This window comes from Paenibacillus sp. lzh-N1 (assembly GCF_002872435.1).
Taxonomy (GTDB): Bacteria; Bacillota; Bacilli; order Paenibacillales; family Paenibacillaceae; genus Paenibacillus; species Paenibacillus polymyxa_C.
This window is the reverse complement of the sequence record NZ_CP025696.1, coordinates 2,900,440-2,922,633: the sequence shown is the minus strand read 5'-3', so window position 1 is coordinate 2,922,633 and position 22,194 is coordinate 2,900,440. Positions and strand designations below refer to the sequence as shown.

19 protein-coding genes are annotated in these 22,194 nt (G+C 48.3%); 5 read left to right on the top strand and 14 right to left on the bottom strand.

What is annotated here, in order from left to right; genetic code table 11:
• Positions 1 to 88 precede the first annotated feature (88 nt).
• The 5 genes from C0638_RS13290 to C0638_RS13270 all read right to left on the bottom strand — a co-directional run bounded on the left by C0638_RS13290 (position 89) and on the right by C0638_RS13270 (position 5,020).
• Positions 89 to 1,552, bottom strand: a complete 1,464-nt coding sequence (locus tag C0638_RS13290) for a glycosyltransferase family 2 protein (protein ID WP_040102960.1) — start codon at positions 1,550 to 1,552, stop codon at positions 89 to 91.
• Between the two features lie 72 nt (positions 1,553 to 1,624).
• The gene (locus C0638_RS13285) at positions 1,625 to 2,356 is read right to left on the bottom strand and encodes a sugar phosphate nucleotidyltransferase (protein ID WP_013372836.1); all 732 of its coding nucleotides are present in this window, start codon (positions 2,354 to 2,356) and stop codon (positions 1,625 to 1,627) included.
• The gene (locus C0638_RS13280) at positions 2,353 to 3,153 is read right to left on the bottom strand and encodes a glycosyltransferase family 2 protein (RefSeq protein WP_013372837.1); all 801 of its coding nucleotides are present in this window, start codon (positions 3,151 to 3,153) and stop codon (positions 2,353 to 2,355) included. The genes C0638_RS13285 and C0638_RS13280 overlap by 4 nt, the downstream gene beginning before the upstream one ends.
• Complete coding sequence (locus C0638_RS13275; RefSeq protein WP_040102958.1) at positions 3,150 to 4,085, bottom strand: glycosyltransferase family 2 protein; 936 nt, start codon at positions 4,083 to 4,085, stop codon at positions 3,150 to 3,152. The genes C0638_RS13280 and C0638_RS13275 overlap by 4 nt, the downstream gene beginning before the upstream one ends.
• The gene (locus C0638_RS13270) at positions 4,082 to 5,020 is read right to left on the bottom strand and encodes a glycosyltransferase family 2 protein (protein WP_016324685.1); all 939 of its coding nucleotides are present in this window, start codon (positions 5,018 to 5,020) and stop codon (positions 4,082 to 4,084) included. The genes C0638_RS13275 and C0638_RS13270 overlap by 4 nt, the downstream gene beginning before the upstream one ends.
• Before the next feature lie 556 nt (positions 5,021 to 5,576).
• Between C0638_RS13270 and C0638_RS13265 the strand changes: the two genes are divergently transcribed.
• A complete protein-coding gene (locus tag C0638_RS13265) occupies positions 5,577 to 7,355 on the top strand; it encodes a M4 family metallopeptidase (protein ID WP_040102956.1) in 1,779 nt (592 codons plus the stop codon).
• A 161-nt stretch (positions 7,356 to 7,516) separates the two neighbouring features.
• Here C0638_RS13265 and C0638_RS13260 read toward each other — a convergent pair whose 3' ends face one another.
• The 4 genes from C0638_RS13260 to C0638_RS13245 all read right to left on the bottom strand — a co-directional run bounded on the left by C0638_RS13260 (position 7,517) and on the right by C0638_RS13245 (position 12,300).
• Positions 7,517 to 9,307: a helix-turn-helix transcriptional regulator gene (locus C0638_RS13260; RefSeq protein ID WP_040102955.1), complete on the bottom strand. Its 1,791-nt coding sequence runs from the start codon at positions 9,305 to 9,307 to the stop codon at positions 7,517 to 7,519.
• Positions 9,308 to 9,311: 4 nt separating this feature from the next.
• On the bottom strand, positions 9,312 to 9,902 hold the full coding sequence (locus tag C0638_RS13255) for a sensor domain-containing protein (RefSeq protein WP_025675933.1): 591 nt from the start codon (positions 9,900 to 9,902) through the stop codon (positions 9,312 to 9,314).
• 337 nt (positions 9,903 to 10,239) lie between these two features.
• Positions 10,240 to 11,022 carry a WIAG-tail domain gene (locus tag C0638_RS13250; RefSeq protein ID WP_058711994.1) on the bottom strand — a complete coding sequence of 261 codons (783 nt, stop codon included), beginning with the start codon at positions 11,020 to 11,022 and terminating at the stop codon, positions 10,240 to 10,242.
• A 114-nt stretch (positions 11,023 to 11,136) separates the two neighbouring features.
• Positions 11,137 to 12,300, bottom strand: a complete 1,164-nt coding sequence (locus C0638_RS13245; RefSeq protein ID WP_102163547.1) for a glycosyltransferase family 4 protein — start codon at positions 12,298 to 12,300, stop codon at positions 11,137 to 11,139.
• A gap of 206 nt (positions 12,301 to 12,506) precedes the next feature.
• Between C0638_RS13245 and C0638_RS13240 the strand changes: the two genes are divergently transcribed.
• Together C0638_RS13240 and asd are read left to right on the top strand one after the other, a co-directional pair.
• Positions 12,507 to 13,634 (top strand): YheC/YheD family endospore coat-associated protein, encoded by a 1,128-nt coding sequence (locus C0638_RS13240; protein ID WP_102163546.1) that lies wholly within the window; start codon positions 12,507 to 12,509, stop codon positions 13,632 to 13,634.
• An 88-nt stretch (positions 13,635 to 13,722) separates the two neighbouring features.
• Positions 13,723 to 14,520: an archaetidylserine decarboxylase gene (gene asd / locus C0638_RS13235; protein ID WP_013372848.1), complete on the top strand. Its 798-nt coding sequence runs from the start codon at positions 13,723 to 13,725 to the stop codon at positions 14,518 to 14,520.
• Positions 14,521 to 14,661: 141 nt separating this feature from the next.
• Here asd and C0638_RS13230 read toward each other — a convergent pair whose 3' ends face one another.
• Positions 14,662 to 15,447: a helix-turn-helix domain-containing protein gene (locus C0638_RS13230; RefSeq protein WP_102163544.1), complete on the bottom strand. Its 786-nt coding sequence runs from the start codon at positions 15,445 to 15,447 to the stop codon at positions 14,662 to 14,664.
• Positions 15,448 to 15,632: 185 nt separating this feature from the next.
• On the opposite strand from C0638_RS13230, the gene C0638_RS13225 reads away from it, so the two are divergent.
• The gene (locus C0638_RS13225) at positions 15,633 to 16,931 is read left to right on the top strand and encodes an aminotransferase class I/II-fold pyridoxal phosphate-dependent enzyme (RefSeq protein ID WP_025674060.1); all 1,299 of its coding nucleotides are present in this window, start codon (positions 15,633 to 15,635) and stop codon (positions 16,929 to 16,931) included.
• Between the two features lie 104 nt (positions 16,932 to 17,035).
• Here the strand turns inward: C0638_RS13225 and C0638_RS13220 are convergent, their stop codons facing one another.
• Positions 17,036 to 18,313, bottom strand: a complete 1,278-nt coding sequence (locus C0638_RS13220; protein WP_102163542.1) for an ATP-binding protein — start codon at positions 18,311 to 18,313, stop codon at positions 17,036 to 17,038.
• Positions 18,314 to 18,519: 206 nt separating this feature from the next.
• Between C0638_RS13220 and C0638_RS25690 the strand changes: the two genes are divergently transcribed.
• The gene (locus C0638_RS25690) at positions 18,520 to 18,636 is read left to right on the top strand and encodes a hypothetical protein (protein WP_013372853.1); all 117 of its coding nucleotides are present in this window, start codon (positions 18,520 to 18,522) and stop codon (positions 18,634 to 18,636) included.
• 121 nt (positions 18,637 to 18,757) lie between these two features.
• Here C0638_RS25690 and C0638_RS13215 read toward each other — a convergent pair whose 3' ends face one another.
• The 3 genes from C0638_RS13215 to C0638_RS13205 are packed head-to-tail and all read right to left on the bottom strand — an operon-like array spanning position 18,758 to position 22,140.
• Complete coding sequence (locus C0638_RS13215; RefSeq protein WP_058711990.1) at positions 18,758 to 19,981, bottom strand: ABC transporter permease; 1,224 nt, start codon at positions 19,979 to 19,981, stop codon at positions 18,758 to 18,760.
• 2 nt (positions 19,982 to 19,983) lie between these two features.
• Entirely contained in the window at positions 19,984 to 20,730 is a 747-nt protein-coding gene (locus C0638_RS13210) for an ABC transporter ATP-binding protein (protein ID WP_013372855.1), read from the bottom strand.
• A gap of 18 nt (positions 20,731 to 20,748) precedes the next feature.
• A complete protein-coding gene (locus C0638_RS13205) occupies positions 20,749 to 22,140 on the bottom strand; it encodes a DEAD/DEAH box helicase (protein WP_040102951.1) in 1,392 nt (463 codons plus the stop codon).
• Between the last annotated feature and the right edge of the window lie 54 nt (positions 22,141 to 22,194).

The window sequence follows — 22,194 nt, the reverse complement described above, 5'->3', positions numbered from 1 at the left end:
GAACGCACGAAATACCTACGGGCTTTCCGCTACTACAGCGTATGCCGCAGCGAGTAGTCGGTTCCGCCTAAAAAAGCCTATTCGATCATCACAAATGCCCTCGTAGCACTGGTGGAGCAATAATAGGTTGCTTCTCCGTCAATGCCGACAATTCTTCGGAGGACAAAAACTGAATTGGGTAGTCCTCAGCCCGCCAGCTCATCACAGCGTAGAGGGTCAGAAACGGTCTTTTCCAACCGTTGCCGATTTGGTACAGTTGCCCACCTTCAGCATACAGTAACTCGATCCATCGCTTGCGTTGAGCCGGGATATGAAGTGTGGGCAACATGGACATGTTTCCCAGCTCAGGAGCCGCCAGCACAGGCAAGGGTTCCTCATGCGCCACAGCTACAGGGGGGGCATCAGCGGCGCCGGACACCATCGCCTCCGGCTCATCTGCCAAGGGAAGCGCCAATAAATCAAGCTGAGACACTCTAACGGGATGCACGTATTTACCTCCCGCAGCACTGGCTTCATGCAGCAGCCGCCTACTTCCCGGCTCTATCCGAAATACTGCACCGGACGGTCCCTGAACAAGCGCTCCGACGGGATAAAAGCTTGCTGCTGATAAGTGTGCTTCCTTACTTGATAATCCTTGGCCGTCTGGCTCTGCTGTTCCAAATTCCGGGTGGTGGAACAGCTTATCCGCGTCCCCCCACTTTTGGACAAAAAAGGATCGGTTCCGGCTTCCTTCCTCCGTTGAACCGATTCTTTCGGTCGTTTGAGGAAAACCATAAACCGTATCCCGATCACTTTCTACAAAATGGATAAACGCATCTCCGGCAATTGTCATGCGTATCCCCAACAAGCGTACGCGCAGCAACCAATCTGCATGGGCTTCCTCAATACTGTGGCAGCCTTCGTCCCAGTATCCCGTCTTTACCAAAGTTTCTCTACGTAGTAGTAGACAAAATGCGGCCAGGCTTTCAGTCTCTCGCCATGCATCCGGGTTGGGAATATTATGGGCCATGGCAAATGGACGCACTTCATTTTTATTCATATCAGGAACCTCAACCTGCTGTTCTCCGAATGGACCATTCGTTACAGGACCGACAACTCCCATACGCGAATCGCTGTATAAACAGCTCATCAACCGGTCCAGCCAGCCAGGAGTCACCATCGAGTTTGGGTCCAGTACGACAATAGTTGTACCTTTTGCCATCATCAGTCCCTGATTCAGACTGCCGATCATCTGAACATCCTTTGTTAACAGCGCATAGCGTACAGCGATGCTTTTACGGAGCAAATAGGTAGGTGTCCCGTCCGTCGAGCCGCAGTCTACCACAATAATTTCGTGAGGATGGCTCGTATTCTCCTCAATATAGTGAATGCAAGCACGGAGCTGTTGAAGCTGATTACAGGACGGAATGATAATACTTACGCCTTCAAAAATCTTGCCGAACGAAGCCTGCCCCAACTTCCTGCCTTGTTCCTGGCCCCTGTTATATCCTGACCAATAGCCCTTCTTTCCGAGCCGTTTGCTGTGTTTCCTTTGCGTACTCAGGCGTTTCATGCCGTTCACTCCTCCGGGTGGCATTATGCCTATACTATATGCCTGGCCCGGCTGAATGGTGTTTCATTGAAATCAAGGTAGAAGTCCCTTCATTTTCACTCCAGCTTCCTGAAGGGAATCGAAGGTTCCTGCGTCACTCCAGTAGCGCCGTAAAATATCGTATTCCAGCTTGCCTTCAGCAGCATAACAGTTGTTAACATCGGTGATCTCAAGCTCACCACGTGCCGAAGGCGCTATTTCCCGGATCTTATCGAATACGGCAGTATCGTACATATAGATACCCGTAACGCAATATTTGGACTGGGGATGCTGCGGCTTTTCTTCAATCCGCGTAATACTCTCCGGGCGCTCGGGATCAAACACGGGCACCCCGTAACGACGGGCATCTGCCACCTTTTTCAGCAAGACCCTGGCGCTCCCCGGTGGCTGTTGTTTGAAGCGTTCGATGACAGGTCCCAAGTCTTCCTTGAACAAATTATCACCTAGCAAAACAGTGAACTTCTCTTCTGACTGCATGTAGCTTCTTGCCAATTCGAGTGCTTCCGCAATGCCGCCCGCTTTTTCTTGAATCCGGTATGTCAATTGGACACCATAATTACTGCCGCTGCCTAAAAAATCAGTGTACAGTCCGGCCGATTGTTTACCAATAATAATGAGCATATCGGTAATCCCCGCTTGCCGTAGCCTTTCGATACCATATACGATCATGGGATACTTGCCGACTGGAAGCAGATGCTTGTTGAGTAATGTAGTCAACGGATGAAGACGCGACCCGGTTCCTCCTGCGAGAATAATCCCTTTCATATCTTCCTTCCTCCTTCGACAGCATGTTCAGTGCATGGGATCGCAGCGTTCCCAGTTTCAATGAACATTCTGGGATCTATGCTCCATTTTTCTATAAATAATCGATAGTTCCGCTCGATCAGCTCTTCGAGCCAAGAAGTTTCCGAGCGCGAGAAACTCGCATTTCCCTGGTGATAGACAAAACAGTCGTTGCACATGAGCAGCTTATAGCCATGTACGCGTGCACGCAGACAATAATCGTCATCCTCATAATGTCCGGGGCTGAATCGTTCATCCAGCCATCCAATCCGTTCCAGCAGCTCACGCCGGAACAACAGACAAAACCCGACTAGCCGCTTGACCTCTTGCCATCTGGAGGGATTGCTTACATTATTCTGCTCCGCATACCTCAGACAGCTGGCGAAATCTCCTTCTATTCCATGAATCTGCTGAATACCGCTGATGTAATTCGTCACCGGTCCCACCAGTCCCACTGTGCTTTCACTGTGCAAAGCAGCCAACATATTCGATAGCCATCCCCGTGTAACCGTCACATCATTGTTTAAAATGACGAATTGATCGCCCGAAGCCAGACGGAGCCCCATATTACAAGCTGCCGGAAAGCCCCTGTTTTCAGGAAGACGTATGCTGATTAGCCGCTCGGATGCACAAAAATCATCCGTCCCGTCATTCGAAGCGTTGTCCACAACAATAATTTCATACGGTGCATCTATCGTATGTGTTCGAATCGCCTCGATACACGGCTTTAATAAATGAAGGCCATTATAAGTCGGAATAATGATGCTCGTCAGACTCATCGTGCATTCCTCCCTTTGGCAACGTCTACCCGTGTTGGAACAGGCCCGAGCGGAGAATACCCGGCTACCTGAAACACTGCCGTCAGCGCCTCTGCATGATCGCCGATGATTAACTGCTCCATAGCGTTCCCTTTCCCGACATTGAAGGTCCGCTTGCGATTTGTTTTAATCACATCGACAGCATATACTGCTGCCACGATCATGCCATGCAGAATCGCCATCGCGTGGGCCTTCGGCGGTACCGCAAGCACGGCTGGCCCAAGTTGATTCAGCACACGTCGTGATAATGCATGCGGTACAGCGGTCAATGAGCTTGCGCCAAGATCCGACCTGCGCAGTACTCGGTTCAGAAACCCTTTGCACCGTGTTACGCTGTCCTGCTGGGTATAAGGAGGCAAATGTCTGCCCAGATCATTAAGCGCCACATCCATTCCCTGATCGACCGCTTGAAGAAAAGGCAGCAAATCAGACGCTGGGATCGGCAAATCTCCGTCCACGAACAGCACAATATCAGCCTGCGTCAGACGTGCGCCTATCGCACGGCCAACATCATGCCCCAGGCGATCCGGTACGTCGACGAGAGTCGCACCAGGATGACGTTTGGCTACGGCGGAGCGCGTACCATCCGTACAGCCGTTCAATACGACAATGATATCCGCAAGCGGAAGTTTCTCCAGCTCGCCCAGTACCCGGTCAATCGTAGCCTCCTCATTACAGACGCTGACCACGGCTGCTGCAGTCCCCTGCAATACTATATCACTGGGGGCTTCACGTTCCTCGGTCAGATTGACTTCGGATATTTCTTGCGCCCGAGGGGTGGGTTTTCTCACCCGGCGGCTATGCATCGAAGCCGTCGTTTCTCGTTTTCGCTGTACACGTCTTAGCCCCCAGCCCGGGTCTTCACGCTTTCTTCTGCGATACGCTCTAGTCACGTTTTCACCTCATCTCTGATCCGTTTGCGCTCCAAATCCGTATATCCCGCACGTGCTCCCAGACGTGATGTAAGCCAGGCAATGGCATCCAGGTGATCCTGGACAATTACACCTGCCAGCGGGTCCTTGCCGTTCTGTTTTTTACGTGTTGCGTTCATTCTACCGACAGCTATTCCATGTACAGTCACCACTCGCAACCCGGAGACGATGGACATCACTTGAAATAGCGGAGGTTTTTCCAAGGACTTTAGACCTATTTCCTTTAAAGCCTTTTGACTTATGGCATGTGGAATACCAGTCATAGAGGCTCCCCCTAAATCAGCACGATTCGACAAGATATTCAATACATGCTTTGCCTCAACTACAGGGTGTATGGGCGTGCGATTCACAGGTCCATGGTAATCATTCAGCACCACATCCGCTCCTGCACATACGGCCTGTATAAATGGCCGAAGTCTGACGCAGGGAATGACGATATCACCATCCAGAAAAAGCAGGATCTGTCCGGATGCTGCCTCCGCTCCAATACGACGGCCAACATCATGTCCGAGCGGTTCCGGGAAGGAAAGTACACGAGCCCCCGCCGCCGCAGCTACCTTCGCCGTTCTATCGTGTGATCCATTCTCAACAACGATAACCTCTGTTTGTGGATGGACATGGCGCGCTTCGCGAATCACAGCTCCGATTGTTCTTTGCTCATTCATGGCCGGAATAATGACAGATACGAGAACCTTTCCCACTGATGGCGGTTCAGATGGCCGCGCTCCGCCGATCTGTGTCCCTCTCTCCGTATCGAGAACCTCGCTCTTATCAGGGGTTATCGGCTTCTTATCCATGTTCGGCATTCGGAATGGCAGCCACATCTTAGAATGATAGTAAGCCCTGGAATGCCTCCTCCGATTGATCTTGAATCCAGCTCTTCCACGCTTTTTCATGCTCCCGTCTCACCCCCCTTGCTGCTGTATAGATGAACAGCATGATTAGGACAGTTCAACATAACCTATGCGGTCCAAACGCCGTGTGTAACGGCAAGCGTGGAGTCTTTTCGACACAGCAATTTTCGACTTTATTTTACAAAACTTATTATTCCTATTAAATAAATGAGTTTTTAGGGTCTAAAGAATCATTTTGGATAAATTTGTTACATAGATCTTCTCGTCCGTCATTCTCTGTGCTAATATCAGAGCCAGATGATGGGAGTTCGAAAAATCAACTTTTGTTTTTTTTGCATAAGGCAACTTTTTTCCATTATCCGCTTTTATTCCACTATCTTTGTATACGACAGGAAGGGAGGAGTTTGTTACCTTTTTAGGCTACTTGCTTCAAATGCAGTACCCTCTTTTCACGCACGCTTCATGAATAACACTTCGGTATTTCTCTTCATGTTCCATTCTTCTACCCCAGACGACAACACGACCTACATAAATGGCGTAATGCCTTATTCAAAACAGGATAATTCATCCTGACATTAATCGAGGAGAGTGAATTTTAATGAAAAAAGTATGGGTTTCGCTTCTTGGAGGAGCTATGTTATTAGGGTCTGTCGCGTCTGGTGCATCTGCGGAGAGTTCCGTTTCGGGGCCAGCTCAGCTTACACCGACCTTCCACGCCGAGCAATGGAAAGCACCTACCTCGGTATCGGGGGATGACATTGTATGGAGCTATTTAAATCGACAAAAGAAATCGTTGCTGGGTGTGGATAGCTCCAGTGTACGTGAACAATTCCGAATCGTTGATCGCACAAGCGACAAATCCGGTGTAAGCCATTATCGACTGAAGCAGTATGTAAACGGAATTCCCGTGTATGGAGCTGAACAAACTATTCATGTGGGCAAATCTGGTGAGGTCACCTCTTACTTAGGAGCGGTGGTTAATGAGGATCAGCAGGCAGAAGCTACGCAAGGTACAACTCCAAAAATCAGCGCTTCTGAAGCGGTCTACACCGCATATAAAGAAGCAGCTGCACGGATTGAAGCCCTCCCTACCTCCGACGATACTATTTCTAAAGACGCTGAGGAGCCAAGCAGTGTAAGTAAAGATACTTACGCCGAAGCAGCTAACAACGACAAAACGCTTTCTGTTGATAAGGACGAGCTGAGTCTTGATCAGGCATCTGTCCTGAAAGATAGCAAAATTGAAGCGGTGGAACCAGAAAAAAGTTCCATTGCCAAAATCGCTAATCTGCAACCTGAAGTAGATCCTAAAGCAGAACTCTACTACTACCCTAAAGGGGATGACCTGCTGCTGGTTTATGTAACAGAAGTTAATGTTTTAGAACCTGCCCCACTGCGTACCCGCTACATTATTGATGCCAATGACGGCAGCATCGTATTCCAGTATGACATCATTAATGAAGCGACAGGCACAGGTAAAGGTGTGCTTGGTGATTCCAAATCGTTCACTACTACCGCTTCCGGCAGTAGCTACCAGTTAAAAGATACAACACGCGGTAACGGAATCGTGACTTACACGGCCTCCAACCGTCAAAGCATCCCAGGTACCATTTTGACAGATGCCGATAATGTATGGAATGATCCAGCTGGTGTGGACGCCCATGCGTATGCTGCTAAAACCTATGATTACTATAAAGCCAAATTTGGACGCAACAGCATTGACGGACGCGGTCTGCAACTTCGTTCGACGGTCCATTACGGTAGCCGCTACAACAATGCCTTCTGGAACGGCTCCCAAATGACTTATGGAGATGGAGACGGTAGCACATTTATCGCCTTCAGCGGGGACCCCGATGTAGTAGGACATGAACTTACGCATGGTGTCACAGAGTATACTTCGAATTTGGAATATTACGGAGAGTCCGGCGCATTGAATGAAGCTTTCTCAGACGTTATCGGTAATGACATTCAGCGCAAAAACTGGCTTGTAGGCGATGATATTTATACGCCAAACATTGCAGGCGATGCCCTTCGCTCAATGTCCGATCCTACCCTGTACGATCAACCAGATCACTATTCAGATCTGTACAGAGGCAGCTCGGATAACGGCGGTGTTCATACCAACAGCGGTATTATCAATAAAGCTTACTACTTGTTAGCACAAGGCGGTAATTTCCATGGCGTAACTGTAAATGGAATTGGCCGCGATGCAGCGGTGCAAATTTACTACAGTGCCTTTACGAACTACCTGACTTCTTCCTCTGACTTCTCCAACGCACGTGCTGCTGTGATTCAGGCTGCAAAAGATCTGTACGGGGCAGACTCAGCAGAAGCAACTGCAGCTGCCAAGTCTTTTGACGCTGTAGGCGTAAACTAAATCATATACACTTTCCTCTTCATGCTTTTCGTCCATTGAACCTTTGCCGTTGTGCAACTGTTACTTGGCCATACCATGGACGAAAATAGGGGTGCAGTGTACAAGTCTGCATCCCTTCCCCCCTTATTTATGGCGCCCCCTCAAAGGGGCGCCCTTTTCTCTTACAAAAGTAACCCTGTATCTCTTGCTTTTTGCACGGCTTCTTCTCGATTATTGACTCCCAGCTTGTCATAGAGAGTGGAAGCGTAATTTCTTACGGTGCCGTTGGATAAGTAAAGTTTCTCAGAAATTGTTTTATAACGGTTTCCTTGAGATAAAAGATTCAAAACCTCTAGTTCGCGTTTCGTTAAGCCATACTCTTCTCCATCTGACCTCGGTCCGACTGACTCTTCTTCATCATTTCCGTCCCACATTTTATGGAACAAATCTTGGTTAATTACCGTGCCTCCCCGATAGACGAGGCGAATCGTTTCAGCCAGTTCACGCGACTCTATGGATTTCAGCAAATATCCGTCAGCACCGCTTCGCATGATTTCCTTCGCCCTCTCTGTATCCTGAAACGTTGACAGGATGAGGACGCGAATGTTAGGCCATGTTTCCTTGATTATTTTGGTCGCACGAATCCCATCCTGATTGGGCATCTCCAAATCCATTAATATCAAATCTGGATTCAGGCTTCTGCACAATTCCACTGCTTGTTCTCCATCTTCAGCCACCCCCACTACCTGTAAGTCCTCCTGTCCGTCCAAGATGGTATGGAGACTGTCTCGGATAAACGAATGATCATCGACGATACACAAGCGGATTCGTTCATCGGACAATTGTATCAGTCTGGGTAACACACATGAGATGAACGTCCCTTCGCCCTTTTCGGAGTATACAGTGACTCTCCCTTGTAACTGTGTCGCACGTTCTTTCATTGCAGTTAATCCGAAGCCATCCTTCCACTCCTCCACTCCGTCACCATTATCCTGTACATCCAATCTCGTCTGTTGCGGCTCAAAATGCAGTGACACAATGATTTCGGTGGATTGTCCGTGGCGCACAGCATTAGTCAGCGATTCCTGCAAGCACCGATAAAGCGTCATTTTTGCTTGTTTGGAGACTATGTACTCTTCCCCTATTATTCGAGTGCGTACATTTACTTTTGCATGTTTCTGGAACTCCTCTGCTAATTGTTGCAAAGTAACAGTCAAGGGAAGCGATTCTTGTGGTGAATCTATTTGATGCAAATAGGCTCTCACTTCCTCCATACTGTTACGGGCTAATTGCAATAATGAGTCGATTTTCTGCTCTCCATCTTTTGTTGCTAATTCCGTACGCAATATTTCCAACCCCATAATGATAGAGGTATAGGAATGCCCCATCGTATCATGCAAATCTTTGGAAAGTCTGTCGCGCTCCTCTAACAAAGTAATCTGCTCAATCTGAGATAGGTACTGTTCCAGCACAAGCTTCTGATTGCGTATAATTTCATTTTGGCGGTAATTAGAAACTAGTAAGTGGAAGGAAAATCCTATCGCAAAAGCCAGACCGATTTGTGGGATAATCGCCCATAGATCTGTTCCTGGGGAAAATATTGCAACGAGCAATGGAAACAAAACAACCGTGATAGAACTCGACCAACGGAATGATTTATGAGCACTATTTGCCGCGATCATGAAAGTTGGCATTAAAAATGCAAGATATGCCGCCGGAAATAATAAGGTTAAGTAAAAGCACACTCCGCCAAACAAAACCATCTCAGTAAGCAGATAGTAGCGATAACTGAACATTAAACAAATCCAAGGTATTGAAAATGCGGCAATTTCCCAAAGAACGATGATCCAAAGGGGCACAGTTAAATGGTCTTGGTGTTGGATAGTAGTTATCATCAATGAAAACCAGATGACAAAACGTATACAAAGCAATAACCAGTCATACCAGAGCCATTGTTTCCAGGTTGTAAACAAATTATCACCTCTTAATAGCTTTAAACATGGAATGCGTGTACATTCCGACTATTTGAACTAAGCTGTTTCCAATGCGAGTATTGATCCAGACGAGAATACACCCAGCGAGCATGACACATATAGCCTTTTCCCATGAATCTACAGCGAATCCCCATAAGTATATATCAAGATGTTGAAAAAGTATCGGTGTAACGATAAATACGATCGGAGCTATGTACAGTATAACGGCACATATAAGGCTGATCACCCCAATAAAAAATTTCTGCATAAGCCAAAAAACCGCCCTCCAATTGCTACTATTAAGAATGGCTTCTCTCGCTTTCATCCATTTATCCCTTCCACTGTTTGTCCTTGTCAGGATTGGCTCTATCGATATATCCGTATAAACCTTCGTCTGAATGCGTTCAAATTGGACAAACGTGTGAGTTGTTCGCAACACACACGCCAACAAGGGAATACCCACGAAGATAACCGCCATCCCCAACGCAAATGTAATGCTGACCAAATAGAAGCAAAAATAAAACAGTCCCGATCCGAAGGTAAACAACAAAAAGTAGAAATCTTGCAACCTTTTGCGAGCTGATTCTTTCGTCATTTGATTCTCTCCTACTCTTTATTTTATTTGCTAATACGTTATGAATTGCCCTTCGAATCTAACTTGTTATCTGTCACATACGGTAGTGTCAAAGTGTCATATTTGTAGGTCATGACTATAAAACAAGCTGTACTAAGCTCTTTTTTATGTCATGCATTAGCTCCTTTACCTTCGCTCGATTTAGCTTTTGGCTATTATGCTCTGCCGATTAAAAAAAAGTAAAAAAACGCCATTCTTTCCTTATAATCATAGGAAAGAATGGCGTTTTTTCATTCCTGTTTCAGTGTCTGAGGTTGTTCTAACATTACCATAAACAAAAGCTGTGTATATTTATTATCTATGATGTCCCCATCGCAATCCAGAGAATCCATCCCTCACATATCTGACCCGGTTGTCTGCGTTCCACTGTAAGCACTGCCGAATGCCTCTGTCGTTGTGTGACGGACACTATCACTCCCGGTACGCTCGCATTGGCGGTGATTGCATATTGCGTGTCTATAAAAGGCTTATCAAACACAACGTTCACTTTGCTTGTAACTTCTTGTGCAGAAAGATAAAAAGAAGTGCTGCCAAATTGAGGTAAAGTCACTTCACTGTCAGTAGTCCCGTCATCGGTCACTGAGCCAACATGAATGGCATTCCGACCTAATTCTTTTTCAGTCTGAGAAACTAGATGGGTATCTTGCTCTGGCAAGCGCATTCGCTGCTTTGAACGCTGTCTTCCTTCCGCAATATGAATACTGGTTATAGAGCAATCCAATAACGAGTCTTGCTCGGTCTGACCTTCCGTCTTCATAGACGCCATGTCGTGATCCGTTCCGTATTCGGTATCTGAGTCAGGCACAGACAGCAGCAGCACAGATGCTCGATTCATCTGCATCGCTTCCTCCAGCGTTTTGGGAAGCTTATGCTTTTTCCATGCTGCTTCCTCTATAGCTTGCACCGGGGTATCCTTCTCTACGGGAACAGGTACCCTTGCCGTTCCACGCTGAGTGGGTCTGGGACTGCCAGCAGGCGAAGCCGTTTTTTCCTTGTTTACACGGGGAGAGGGGACTGTATTGGAAAGGTTACGCCGTGCTATTTTTTTATCCTTAGGGCTATGGTTCGTGCGATGGTTCATGATGACCGCTCCTTTGACACAGGAGTGAACCAGCGGTCGCTCCGCTTCATTCACCCAGGTGGGAATCATGGCCTAATGCCTATGAGATAGCCTATGCACGTAACCGCGACCACGTCACTCAGTTGCGCAGTCTGTTATAAATTGAGCCCAGCGTTGGGCGGAGTGCTGCCATAAAAATCGCCTCCGTACCTCGTCCAGCCCGGCTTCTCCCATTTGTCGCCGTAAGTCGTGCTGCTGGAGCAACCTGGTGATGGCGTCGGCCATTTCCTGCTCGCCGCGTGACGGATAAACAAGCCAGCCTGTCTTGCCGTGTTGTATAACCTCCGGAATACCACCGATTCGTGATGCTACCACAGGTACTCCTGCCGCCATGGCTTCCAGATTGACCAGCCCGAAGGCTTCAGCTTCAATAGAAGGAACAACGGCTACATCGGCTAACTGATATAACGAGGCCAATGCCGGATGCGGCACATAGCCGAGGAAGTGCACATGCCTCGCCAACCTTAGTTTACGGATCTGCCGATGCAATGCTGCGGTGTACGGCGTGAGGCGGTCGTGACCGTAATAGGCACTCCCTGCTATGAGCAGCAGCACGTCTGGACAGGTATGGACGATACGCTGCAGGGCCTTTAGCAGCCGATGAACTCCCTTTCCTGGCATCAGTCTGCCTGCATATAACACGATTCGGCGGCCTGACCAGCCGAAATCGTCCAATCGTGCCGACCTGATCGCTTCTGCTGCAGGAGTCCACCGTGGCAGGAAATCGCCAGGATGAATACCCAGCTTGTTGATGACGATGCGTTCTCTGACCGCATCGGGACTGTCAGAGGCCACGATTGCCCCCAAATACGCACTGTTCACAATAATACGATCCATCGACAACAGCAGCCTACCCATGTCCTTCCGTTTGAGGTGAGGCTCCCGGATGAACGTGGTGGAATGCAAAGTCAGCACAATTTTGCTATCGGGCAAAGCCTCGCGAATGGCATACGCAACTGTGGGGCGGTTGTGTACATCTATTACCGCAGGTAACCATCTCTTCAAATCAGCGATTACCTCGGGAATATAACCTGCCCCCCGCGTATAGCGCATACAAGGAATTCCGTCAACATCGCCGTGATCCGGTGTTTCTGCTCCTCTTATGCCATAGATCTGTGCCTGAAGCTTATGGCTAGCCAGCGGTACCATACGAGCAATTACCCGCTCCACAGAACTGCTGCGGGGCGAAGGTATAACAAAAGATCCCGGTGTAATGACTGCTACCTTCAGCCTCTGCATCACCTCACCTACTTTCCTTACCTTATTCCCTCACCCTTCAACACTCATCTTGTATCATATCGTTTCTTGCTCTGAAAGGTGCTTGGCTTATTACTTTGGGCATATCGCAAGGCTAGCGTCCATGCCTGGCCGATCTTTGATACATATGATGGACTAGAATCACAATATGGTCAGTTGGATTGACGATAAGGAGGGCGGACATACTCATGTTGCATGTCGGCGTCATGCTCAACCCGGCAACTTACCGGGGCATTCCCGTCATGAGGACGCGTTATGAATCTATCGCCAATTACGAGGAAGCCGGGTTAAGCTACGAGCTAATCCCTTGCTTTCTTCGTCTGGAAGATATTCATATGTCGACCGGAACATGCCGGGCTTTTGTTAAAAACGGCAACGAGTATCGGCAGATGACTCTTCCGTTGCCGCCAGTCATCCACAATCGGACTCTCTATCGGCAAAATGAAAATGCCCGCGATATCAACAGGCTGGTACACAAGGGATTCTATATTTTTAATGAACAAAACCGTTTCGGCAAAGACCATATACATGCAATTCTACAGGAAGATCCTCTGCTACATCCCCACCTTCCCAAAACATTGCAAGGCAACCTGTCTTCCATCCGTACCTTGATGGAGCAAACCGGGGATGTTGTAATTAAACCCAGTAGCAGTAGCATAGGTAGAGGAATTATGCGGTTGAGGCATTCCAGCGGAAGCTGGACATTGCAATGTGCTCATCCAACGATATCTGAACGTTGGTCCACCCTACGGTTGAAGGTCGGAGAGCTCCCTTTATTTCTGCATAAGCGACTGATGCATGTGCCTCATATCGTACAGCAAACCATTCCGCTTGCTTTGTGCGACAATCGTCCATTCGATATCCGTGTGACCGTTCAGCGTGGGTATGGCGGAATCTGGGGGGTGACAGGCATGTTTGCCAAAATTGCTCCATCCCACACTTTCGTCTCGAATGTAGCCCAAGGCGGTACGGCTTGTTCCCTACCAGAGGTGTTATCACGAACAGAGACAGTTCAAAACTCAAACATAGCCCGGCTGATGAATGAGCTAGAGAGACTCTCATTGCAAATCGTCCATCGATTGGCACAACACCTGCCCCGTCTGGCCGATGTCGGACTGGATCTGGGAATTACCCATGAAGGCAAGATTGTTTTTATCGAATGCAATGGTCGTGATCAGCGCTATGGCTTTAGCCAGGCAGGCATGAGTAATGTCTGGAAAGAAACGTACGCTCAGCCAATGGCTTACGCACGTTGGCTTCTCGAACGAATGTCTTCGTCAGGCACTGAACGTTCACCAGGCCGTCCCCTGTATTGATTTACGTCACATTCTGTGTCAATATAGTTCAGAGCGGCCGGACAGGTTCCGGCCAAGACGGCTCGGAAATGAACAAGGGGGATCTGTAATGGCAAAACAGTGGCTGCGGCTTATGACGGAGCTATCATCGCGCAAGTGGGTGTGCCGGATTGTGGGCTCCTTCGCGCAAAGCGGTGCAAGCCGACTTTTTATCCCCACCTTTATACGTACGTACCAGATCCAGACGCATGAGGCGGAACAGGATTGGAAAGAATATCGCTCCCTGAACGCCTATTTTACACGCAAATTAAAAGCGGGCATGCGCCCGATTGATACGAACGCCGAGGTGATGACCAGTCCGGTGGATGCACGGATTACTTTTACCGGCCCAATTACGTCTGGTACTCTTTTGAACGTCAAGGGGCAAGACTATACGCTGGAAGAGCTTCTAAACCGCTCTCCGCGTCTTGAGAAATACACACACGGCTATGCTTTTGTGCTGTATCTTAGCCCGACAGATTACCATCGCATTCATGCACCGGTATCCGGTACACTGGTAGAAAAGGAGCATCTGCGCGGCAAGGTATACCCAGTGAATGACTTCGGCTTGCAGCATATGAGGGGAGTTCTTAGTCGCAATGAACGACAGATTACGTACATGGCCCACGAATATGGTGAGGTGGCGGTCGTCAAGGTTGGCGCAATGAATGTGAGCAGCATCAAATATACGGATGAAAAAGCGGTCTCATGGACAAAAGGTGACGATCTCGCCTATTTCGAATTTGGCTCAACCGTCGTTTTGCTGACTGAAAACGGCACATTTGAGCCAGACCCCGCATTGAAGCTGGGGGATGTGGTGAAAATGGGACAACGTCTTGGTAGCTTTCGACACGATTCTAAAGCATAAATGAAGGATTGTAACAAAAAAATAGCTGCACATTTGAGCATTCGGATCGAATGATTCAAATGGCTCATATCAAAAAGGACCCGGCGTAACTGCTCCGGTCCTTTTTGATTTATCCTTTATATTCGTCATGCGTTAATAGCCTTATCGAATCTCAGACGGACTTTTTCCTGTATACTGCTTGAATTGGCGGCTGAAGAAAAAGATGTCGCGGTATCCCAAAGCCTCCGCCACCTCAGTCACATTCATTCCGGCATGTAGCAGTAGGTGCTGCGCGCGCTCAATCCGCATGCTGATAATATGAGATTGCACAGAAATACCTAGCAGCTCCTTGAATTTTATCGAAAAATAACGCGGTGACAGCCCTGCACGTGCTGCCAAATCCTCGACTCGATGAGGAAGTCCCGGATGCTGCCGCACGTAGTTAGCCGTTTCTCGAATGACCTCGGTGAGCTGGTTACTGGCCTGTTGCTCCTGCGGTTCCTTCCGGTCTGCACGCAGCAAATGAATCATCAGTTGCTTTAGGATCAGCCTGCCCTCCTCATCAGCCCCATAGGCACGCTCCAGACGCAGACGGACATATCTGGCCAGCATATGCTCCACCTCGAACGTTTCCTCCAGCATACGGTAGCAGGCTGGTATTTGCTTGGGTTGTTCGGTGAGAGCAAAATGAATATAAGTAAGTATGAGCGGCTTTTGCGGATTATGTGTGGCACGGGTATCGTCTCCCGGTTTGAACAGAAAGCAGCTGCCCTTACTCACCGGATAGGCTTCCCCATTTAATACAACCGTCCCTTCTCCGCTCCATACATAAAATAAATCATAGTTTGGCATCGGCTTCTCGCGTACCTGCCATTTCCAGCCCGGCTCGCATACAATTTTGGCAAAGGCCGGCAGCAGGATAAACGATGACGCAGATGTATCCAGCAAAATCTGCACCTCCCTTTGTTCATCTCTGGTTGTCCTGTTATCCTATCCCGTTATTTTATAATATAAGCGCAGCGCCACGATTAAGCAAAAAATACGCTCTTATGCCCCCTAATGCTTGTGCGTGACGCTTACCGTGTGTAATGCTATAATATGTAATCAAAATGACTTGGAAGGATGAAACGGGAATGAATCCACTGGCAGCGCAGTTAAATCAAAACATTCAGACAGGCAACGAGCATGTATATCAAATGCTTTCTCTTTTAGGTAAAGAGATTTATTTTCCAAAAGAAGGGATCTTGAGTCAATCTGCCGAGGCAGGGAAACTTGCTAAAAAATATAATGCTACGATCGGGATTGCTACTGAAGGTAATGGCCCTATGCATTTGGAGGTAATTCAGGAGAAGCTGTCCGCTTATAGTCCTAAGGATTTATATCCTTACGCTCCCCCTGCGGGCAAACCTGAACTTCGTAGCGTATGGCGTGACAAAATGCTGAAAGAAAATCCTTCGCTGGCTGGAAAAGGCTACGGCCTTCCTGTAGTTACGAACGCGCTGACCCACGGTTTGAGCATCGTTGCCGACCTGTTTACGGATGAAGGAGATGCTGTCATTTATCCAGATAAAAACTGGGAGAACTATGAACTGACTTTCGGTATTCGCCGTCATGGACGTTTGGTGAATTTTCCGTTGTTCACAGAGGATCACCGTTTTAATAGTGAGGGTTTACGCGAGGCGCTACTAGCGCAGAAAGAATACGGCAAAGCGATCGTTGTACTGAACTTCCCGAACAACCCGACAGGCTATACACCGGGCATTGAAGAGGGTAAAGCTATTGTCGCTGCCATTCAGGAAGCGGCGGAAGCAGGCATCAATGTCGTAGTTGTGACAGATGACGCTTATTTTGGCCTGTTCTTCGAGGACTCCCTGCATGAATCATTATTCGGTCAGCTAGCCGGACTTCATCCGAGAATTTTACCAGTCAAAATTGACGGAGCTACCAAAGAAGAATTCGTTTGGGGCTTCCGTGTCGGATTTATTACCTTTGCTTCAGAGCATCAGGATGTACTGAGTGCGCTGGAACAAAAAACACTAGGGATTATCCGGGCAACGATTTCGAGCGGGCCTCACCCGTCTCAAACCTTCGTACTGGATGCCCTCAAATCACCCGATTTTGAGCAACAGAAGAATGAAAAGTTCCAAATTATGAAGGGGCGGGCTAATAAAGTCAAAGCGTTGCTCGATAGCGGAAAATACGGGGATGTATGGAGCTACTATCCTTTCAATTCAGGCTATTTTATGTGTCTCAAGCTGAACGGCTTGTCTGCTGAACGACTGCGCACTCATTTGCTGGAGCAATATGGGGTAGGCACGATTGCATTGGGTGAATACGATCTCCGTATTGCGTTCTCATGTATCGAAGAAGAGTATCTGGAAGACCTATATGACATTGTTTATCGTGGCGCACAAGATTTGTTAAACGCCTAATCTGTCTGTATCAGGTTAAATATATAGCATAACTAGCGGTATGCCAGATATTAGGGCATACCGCTTTTGATTGGCTGACTATTGTCCATCACACGTCCGCACAATTATCCTTCCGCAGCGAGCAGAGATTCCTGTGCCAGTGGTAGGAGGATGACGACCTCCGTTCCGACTCCGGGCTCACTTTCATAGCGTATACTCCCGTTCATGGCTTCAATAATTCGAAAGGAAACGACCGTTCCCAGTCCTGTTCCTACCTCTTTGGTTGAAAAAAACAATGTACCCACTCGTTCAAGATGCTCCTGGCTCATGCCTTTTCCAGTATCCCTAATACTTAGACATGCCTGCTCTTCCTGAACCGTCAGCTTTATGTATACCCTGCCTCCATCTTCCGCAGCTTCAATCGCATTTTTCGTCACATGTATTAACGCCTGTAGCAGCTGGTTACGATCTGTATGTATGTAAATTTCATTCCTTAGCTCTGTATACAGCCTTACGCCTTGCTTGGTCGCCATTGGCTTCAGAAGCAAAACGATCTGTTGAACCATGCCAGACAGATCCATCCGTTCTGTGTTTCCAATCTGCGGTCTGGATAAGTTCAGATAATCGCTAATAATTCTTTCAGCCCGATCCACTTCTGCCAGTGCCAAAGCAACATATCTGCGATTTTTCCCTTCTAATCCTGACTGGACCATTTGCAGGAACCCTTTTACGACGGTTAAAGGATTCCGTACTTCATGGGCCATAGAGGCTGCCAGTTCACCCAACGTATTCAGACGCTCGGCATATTTAATTTTTCTTCTCATTTCTTCTCGCTCCAAACTAAACTCCATCCAGAAAGAAGAAGCTCCAATACTTAGGAATTGAATCACACCGAACCAGAGTATTGAACGGATCAGCTCAATCTCATCCTCATCCAGTCTGCCATTGATCCAAGAATGTATTAAAAGAAAAATCAGCATGACCCCAGTAATCCATATACTCATTACCATATTCATGCCCACTCGAAACAACATGCTTTTGAGCTGCATAAATTTGTTTCTTACCAAGAGAGGTCCCAAATAACACAACATCATGCTCGGAAGCCCCACCACCATAGACTCAGGGCCTACATACATGCGAGCCATTACCATTAGCGTCACATTCATTAGACCTGCCGTAGGACCAAAATATAAAACAGAAAGGATCAAAGGAACATAGCGAAGATCCCAATATAATCCGTACCAAATGTACGAAAACATAAGGCAAAGCACAGAAGAAACACCCAGCACCCCTCCCATAAGCAGCGGGGTATGCTTCCTATGCCGATGATCCGACAAAGCGCTATATACGAGTAACGGTACAAACACAAGAAATATGTTCACGAGCAGCTTATCTACCAGCATCTCGTCTTTCCCACTTTCCAAGTGATAATGATTACATACTTCTTCTATTCTCGATAATACGTACCTTTTCCTCTCTCATCTCCTGCATCTGATGAAAAATATAGGGCGATTCGGCAACACACCAGAACATTGGCCCACGCAATCCAAAAACCCAATTCATAAGATACGATGTATCCTTTATCACAATGACCGAGAGGAGAATGAGCATGGGAGCAGAAGAAACAAGAGGCGGTTATGGTGGTTATGGCGCATTCACAAGCACAGGAACAATTTTGGTACTGTTCATTTTATTAGTTATCATCAGCAAAACGATCTTCGTTTAAGCAGACGGATATCTGCACCCACGACTACCATAGCAGCGAACGTACAAAAAAGGCTAATCCGCAGGCAGCTCAGCTTTTGCTGCTTGCGAATTAGCCTTTACTTTATTCACACAGATATGGGTCACACTTCTTCCTCATCCTGTCCATCCAAACGCCATTTTTTGGCTTGAGTACCACGGAGCAGGAACACAACAAGGACTCCCCCAACCAATATAAGCACTGTAGACAGTAGATCCTCCGTTCCTTTTGCCAGAAAAGGAAGCCACAGCACCACCGCAGCCGGCAACGTCAACCGAACAACAAAGTCAAGAAAAGACGCACGGCGACTATGCGCAGGAATCGGATATAACTGAAGCCACAACGAATCCCTGTGATACTGTCTTAAAGAAGTGATCTGAACACCTATGAGGAATATAAAAAATAAATATACGGCAATACCAATCCAGCTAGCATGGGTGATATATATAATTAACAGACCCAGAATACCTAACCGAATGACAATGCCTGCTGGCTCTGTACGCAAGAACGTCTTAAACAGCAGGTAACGATACGCTCCCCTTCTGTTCCAAGGTATGTTACCACCCAGCCAGGACAGCCAGCGGCGCGGCGTCACTCTCTGCGTAAGGGCAGGCACATCGACAAACCAGCCCAACGTACGCATCACGCGAGCAGCCTGCATGCCCTCTGTGCGGATCAGTTTTTCCCAAGCCACTAGCAGCTTGACCGGTAAACGCAGAACAAGCACGTACACCACGCCAACCAACACGATAAATGGCAAGCTGTGTAGCGGAGGCTGCCATAGCCATGCGGCTATCATCAGCACAGCCAGAACCCACCGCAGGAGACGATAGCCTACGCTCCCGCCAACCGATACCATGCGAAGCTCCTGCCAGCCGCCGTAGCTAAATAGCAGCTTCAGCAGCACGAACAGCAGCAGAGTCAATAGCAGCGGCTTAGGCGCAGCATCACTGCGGATATACAGCGGCCACAAAATAATGGACAGCAGCAGCAAACCGAATATTTTATATACCACGCCTCGAATCCGGCTGGCCTTGAAATACTGGGGCATCGCGTGCTCCTGGGGACGAAGGAAGACAATATCTGCCTCATTCAAATACGTTCGAAAGCTCGCATGCGCAATTGGAATAGCTACAATAAGCATGATCCAGCGGATGGGCAAATCCGGCGGAATATGCATCAGCAAGGACGTGTACCATGCGGCAAAGGCAATCAGCGCAAAGCCGAAGACCACTGCAAGGCCGCTCTGAATGACATAGCCCAGATAAGGCAGCACCTGTCCCCAAAACGCTAGACGTCTTTCTTTATGCAAACGTTGCAAATCCATGCTCATTCCCTGCCCTGTACCAGCTCATAAAATGCATCTTCCAGCGGCATGCCCGGCTTACCCGCCTGTGCTGTCACTTCGTCCAGCGTCCCCTGAGCGATGATGGCACCCTGATGAAGCACAATGAAACGATCGCAATAATTTTCAATCGTGGACAAAATATGAGAACTGAGCAAAATAGACGAACCCGAACGCTTCATCTCCAACATAAAGTCAAGCAGGGAACGAATGCCGAGCGGGTCCAAACCCAAAAAAGGCTCATCTATGACATACAACGGCGGCCCCGCTAAAAATGCACACATAATCATCACTTTCTGGCGCATCCCTTTGGAGAGATGCATCGACATACTTCCGCTTTTATCCCGCATACGGAACAAGTCCAGCATTTGATCGCTGCGCGTCCGGAAATCTGCTTCGCTGACTCCGTATGCTCTAGCCGTAAACTCCATATGCTCCATCACTGTCATTTCAGGATACAGCTCTGGAGCTTCAGGTACAAAAGCAATAGCTCCCTGATACGCTTCGGGATTCTCATCCTGCTTATGCCCCTGTACGCGAATTTCTCCGGCCTGCGGTGTCATCAGTCCCAAAATATGCTTCATGGTCGTGCTTTTCCCGGCCCCGTTCAGACCGATCAGTCCCACCATTTCGCCCGGCTTCACATCGAGCGAAATCTGATGCAGCACCGGGCGTTTGGCGCTGTATCCACCGGTCAGTCCGTTAATTTGCAACACAGGCTGTTGTTCCATGGCTTCCCCTCTTCTCCCTTACTCGTTCGGTTTTGATCCTTTTTCCTTCAGCCATCTTGGCGCACCCTTGTTTTTACGATCACGCTCGCGCTGTGCCTTTCCTGCTTTGGATAAGGCTGCTCCTTTGCTCTTGCCTGGAGCTGAACCGTTCACGGAATTCCTGCCTGGACGCCCTGCTTCAGTCCGAACAGGTGTCTTGCGGTTTTCCGTCACCGTTCCATTGGAAATGGATCTAGTCTCAGATGGCCTTACAGGGGCACGCTTGGCATCCGCCGGGCGCGGCACTACAACTCGACCTCCGTACAACGCACGCTCTGCAATATCGATTCCCAGCTCACGGGAAAACTTACGCATGATGAACGTTTCGCGGTCGGTCACCACCGACACCACCAGTCCTTTGCGTCCCATACGTCCTGTCCGCCCTGCGCGGTGAACATAAGCTTGACTATCCGTAGCCGGGTCAAAATGAATGACCATTTCAAGCCCCTCAATATCCAGACCACGGGCTGCCACATCCGAAGCGACCAGCACTTTGAGCTTGTCCTCGCGGAACCGAGCCAACACGTTGCTGCGCGTGACTTTATCTGCATCTCCATACAAGGATGCCGTAGTTAGGCCCATGTGCTTGAGCTTGGCTTCAATTTCCCCGATGGCATTGGTCGTATTTACGAACACCAGCGCTTTTCTCGGATTAAAATGCCGTACCAGACGGCGCAGCATATCCACCTTATCCCGTTCTTCGGATACAAAGTAGTAATGTTCCAGTCCACTGGCCGTCTTCTGGTCAGGATCAATCCCGATTTCTACGTAATCAGGCATCTCCCGTTGTGCCAATGACTGAATTTCATTATTCAGCGTTGCGGACAGGAATACCAATTGACGATCACGCTGGGCAGAGCCCAGTATATGGGTCACATCGCCGGCTCCGCCGAGCTGGAACATCTGATCCACCTCATCAATGACAATAGTTGTAATATTGTGCATCTTCAGCTTTTTCGAAGCGATGAGTTCCCGTACACGTCCTGGTGTGCCTACCACAAGCTGTGGATGATCCTTTAGCTTTTCGATTTGTCGCTTGATTGCCGCCCCACCAATCAGACCTAGTACACGGATTCCACGATGCTCTCCGTAGCGCTGACCCTCACGTACAATTTGCATGGCCAATTCCTGGCTTGGAGCCAGTATCAGCTTTTGCGTAGCCTTTTTCTGTGGGTCAATGGCTTGTAGCAGCGGTAGCAAATAAGCCAGTGTTTTTCCTGTACCGGTTTGTGAGCGCGCCAATACATGCTTTCCCTTCATTATTTCCGGTATAGCCTCTGCCTGAACTGGCGAAGGCTGTGTAATTTCATGCTCGGTCAGTTTGTCTAACAGATCTTGTTCAACGCCAAGCGCTTCAAAATTCAATGTCATGAAAAGGTCCAACCCCTATACGTAAATTCGTTACTCTCCATTATATGCGAAAAT

Bases quoted from the DNA above. Each gene is read 5' to 3' on its own strand.
- C0638_RS13270 (WP_016324685.1), bottom strand. From the start codon at position 5,020: ATGAAAAAGCGTGGAAGAGCTGGATTCAAGATCAATCGGAGGAGGCAT.
- C0638_RS13255 (WP_025675933.1), bottom strand. From the start codon at position 9,902: ATGACGAAAGAATCAGCTCGCAAAAGGTTGCAAGATTTCTACTTTTTG.
- C0638_RS13240 (WP_102163546.1), top strand. From the start codon at position 12,507: ATGTTGCATGTCGGCGTCATGCTCAACCCGGCAACTTACCGGGGCATT.
- C0638_RS13210 (WP_013372855.1), bottom strand. From the start codon at position 20,730: ATGGAACAACAGCCTGTGTTGCAAATTAACGGACTGACCGGTGGATAC.
- C0638_RS13205 (WP_040102951.1), bottom strand. From the start codon at position 22,140: ATGACATTGAATTTTGAAGCGCTTGGCGTTGAACAAGATCTGTTAGAC.
- C0638_RS13225 (WP_025674060.1), top strand. From the start codon at position 15,633: ATGAATCCACTGGCAGCGCAGTTAAATCAAAACATTCAGACAGGCAAC.
- C0638_RS13220 (WP_102163542.1), bottom strand. From the start codon at position 18,313: ATGCTGGTAGATAAGCTGCTCGTGAACATATTTCTTGTGTTTGTACCG.
- C0638_RS13215 (WP_058711990.1), bottom strand. From the start codon at position 19,981: ATGGATTTGCAACGTTTGCATAAAGAAAGACGTCTAGCGTTTTGGGGA.
- C0638_RS13250 (WP_058711994.1), bottom strand. From the start codon at position 11,022: ATGAACCATCGCACGAACCATAGCCCTAAGGATAAAAAAATAGCACGG.
- C0638_RS13285 (WP_013372836.1), bottom strand. From the start codon at position 2,356: ATGAAAGGGATTATTCTCGCAGGAGGAACCGGGTCGCGTCTTCATCCG.
- C0638_RS13290 (WP_040102960.1), bottom strand. From the start codon at position 1,552: ATGAAACGCCTGAGTACGCAAAGGAAACACAGCAAACGGCTCGGAAAG.
- C0638_RS13245 (WP_102163547.1), bottom strand. From the start codon at position 12,300: ATGCAGAGGCTGAAGGTAGCAGTCATTACACCGGGATCTTTTGTTATA.
- asd (WP_013372848.1), top strand. From the start codon at position 13,723: ATGGCAAAACAGTGGCTGCGGCTTATGACGGAGCTATCATCGCGCAAG.
- C0638_RS25690 (WP_013372853.1), top strand. From the start codon at position 18,520: ATGGGAGCAGAAGAAACAAGAGGCGGTTATGGTGGTTATGGCGCATTC.
- C0638_RS13265 (WP_040102956.1), top strand. From the start codon at position 5,577: ATGAAAAAAGTATGGGTTTCGCTTCTTGGAGGAGCTATGTTATTAGGG.
- C0638_RS13280 (WP_013372837.1), bottom strand. From the start codon at position 3,153: ATGAGTCTGACGAGCATCATTATTCCGACTTATAATGGCCTTCATTTA.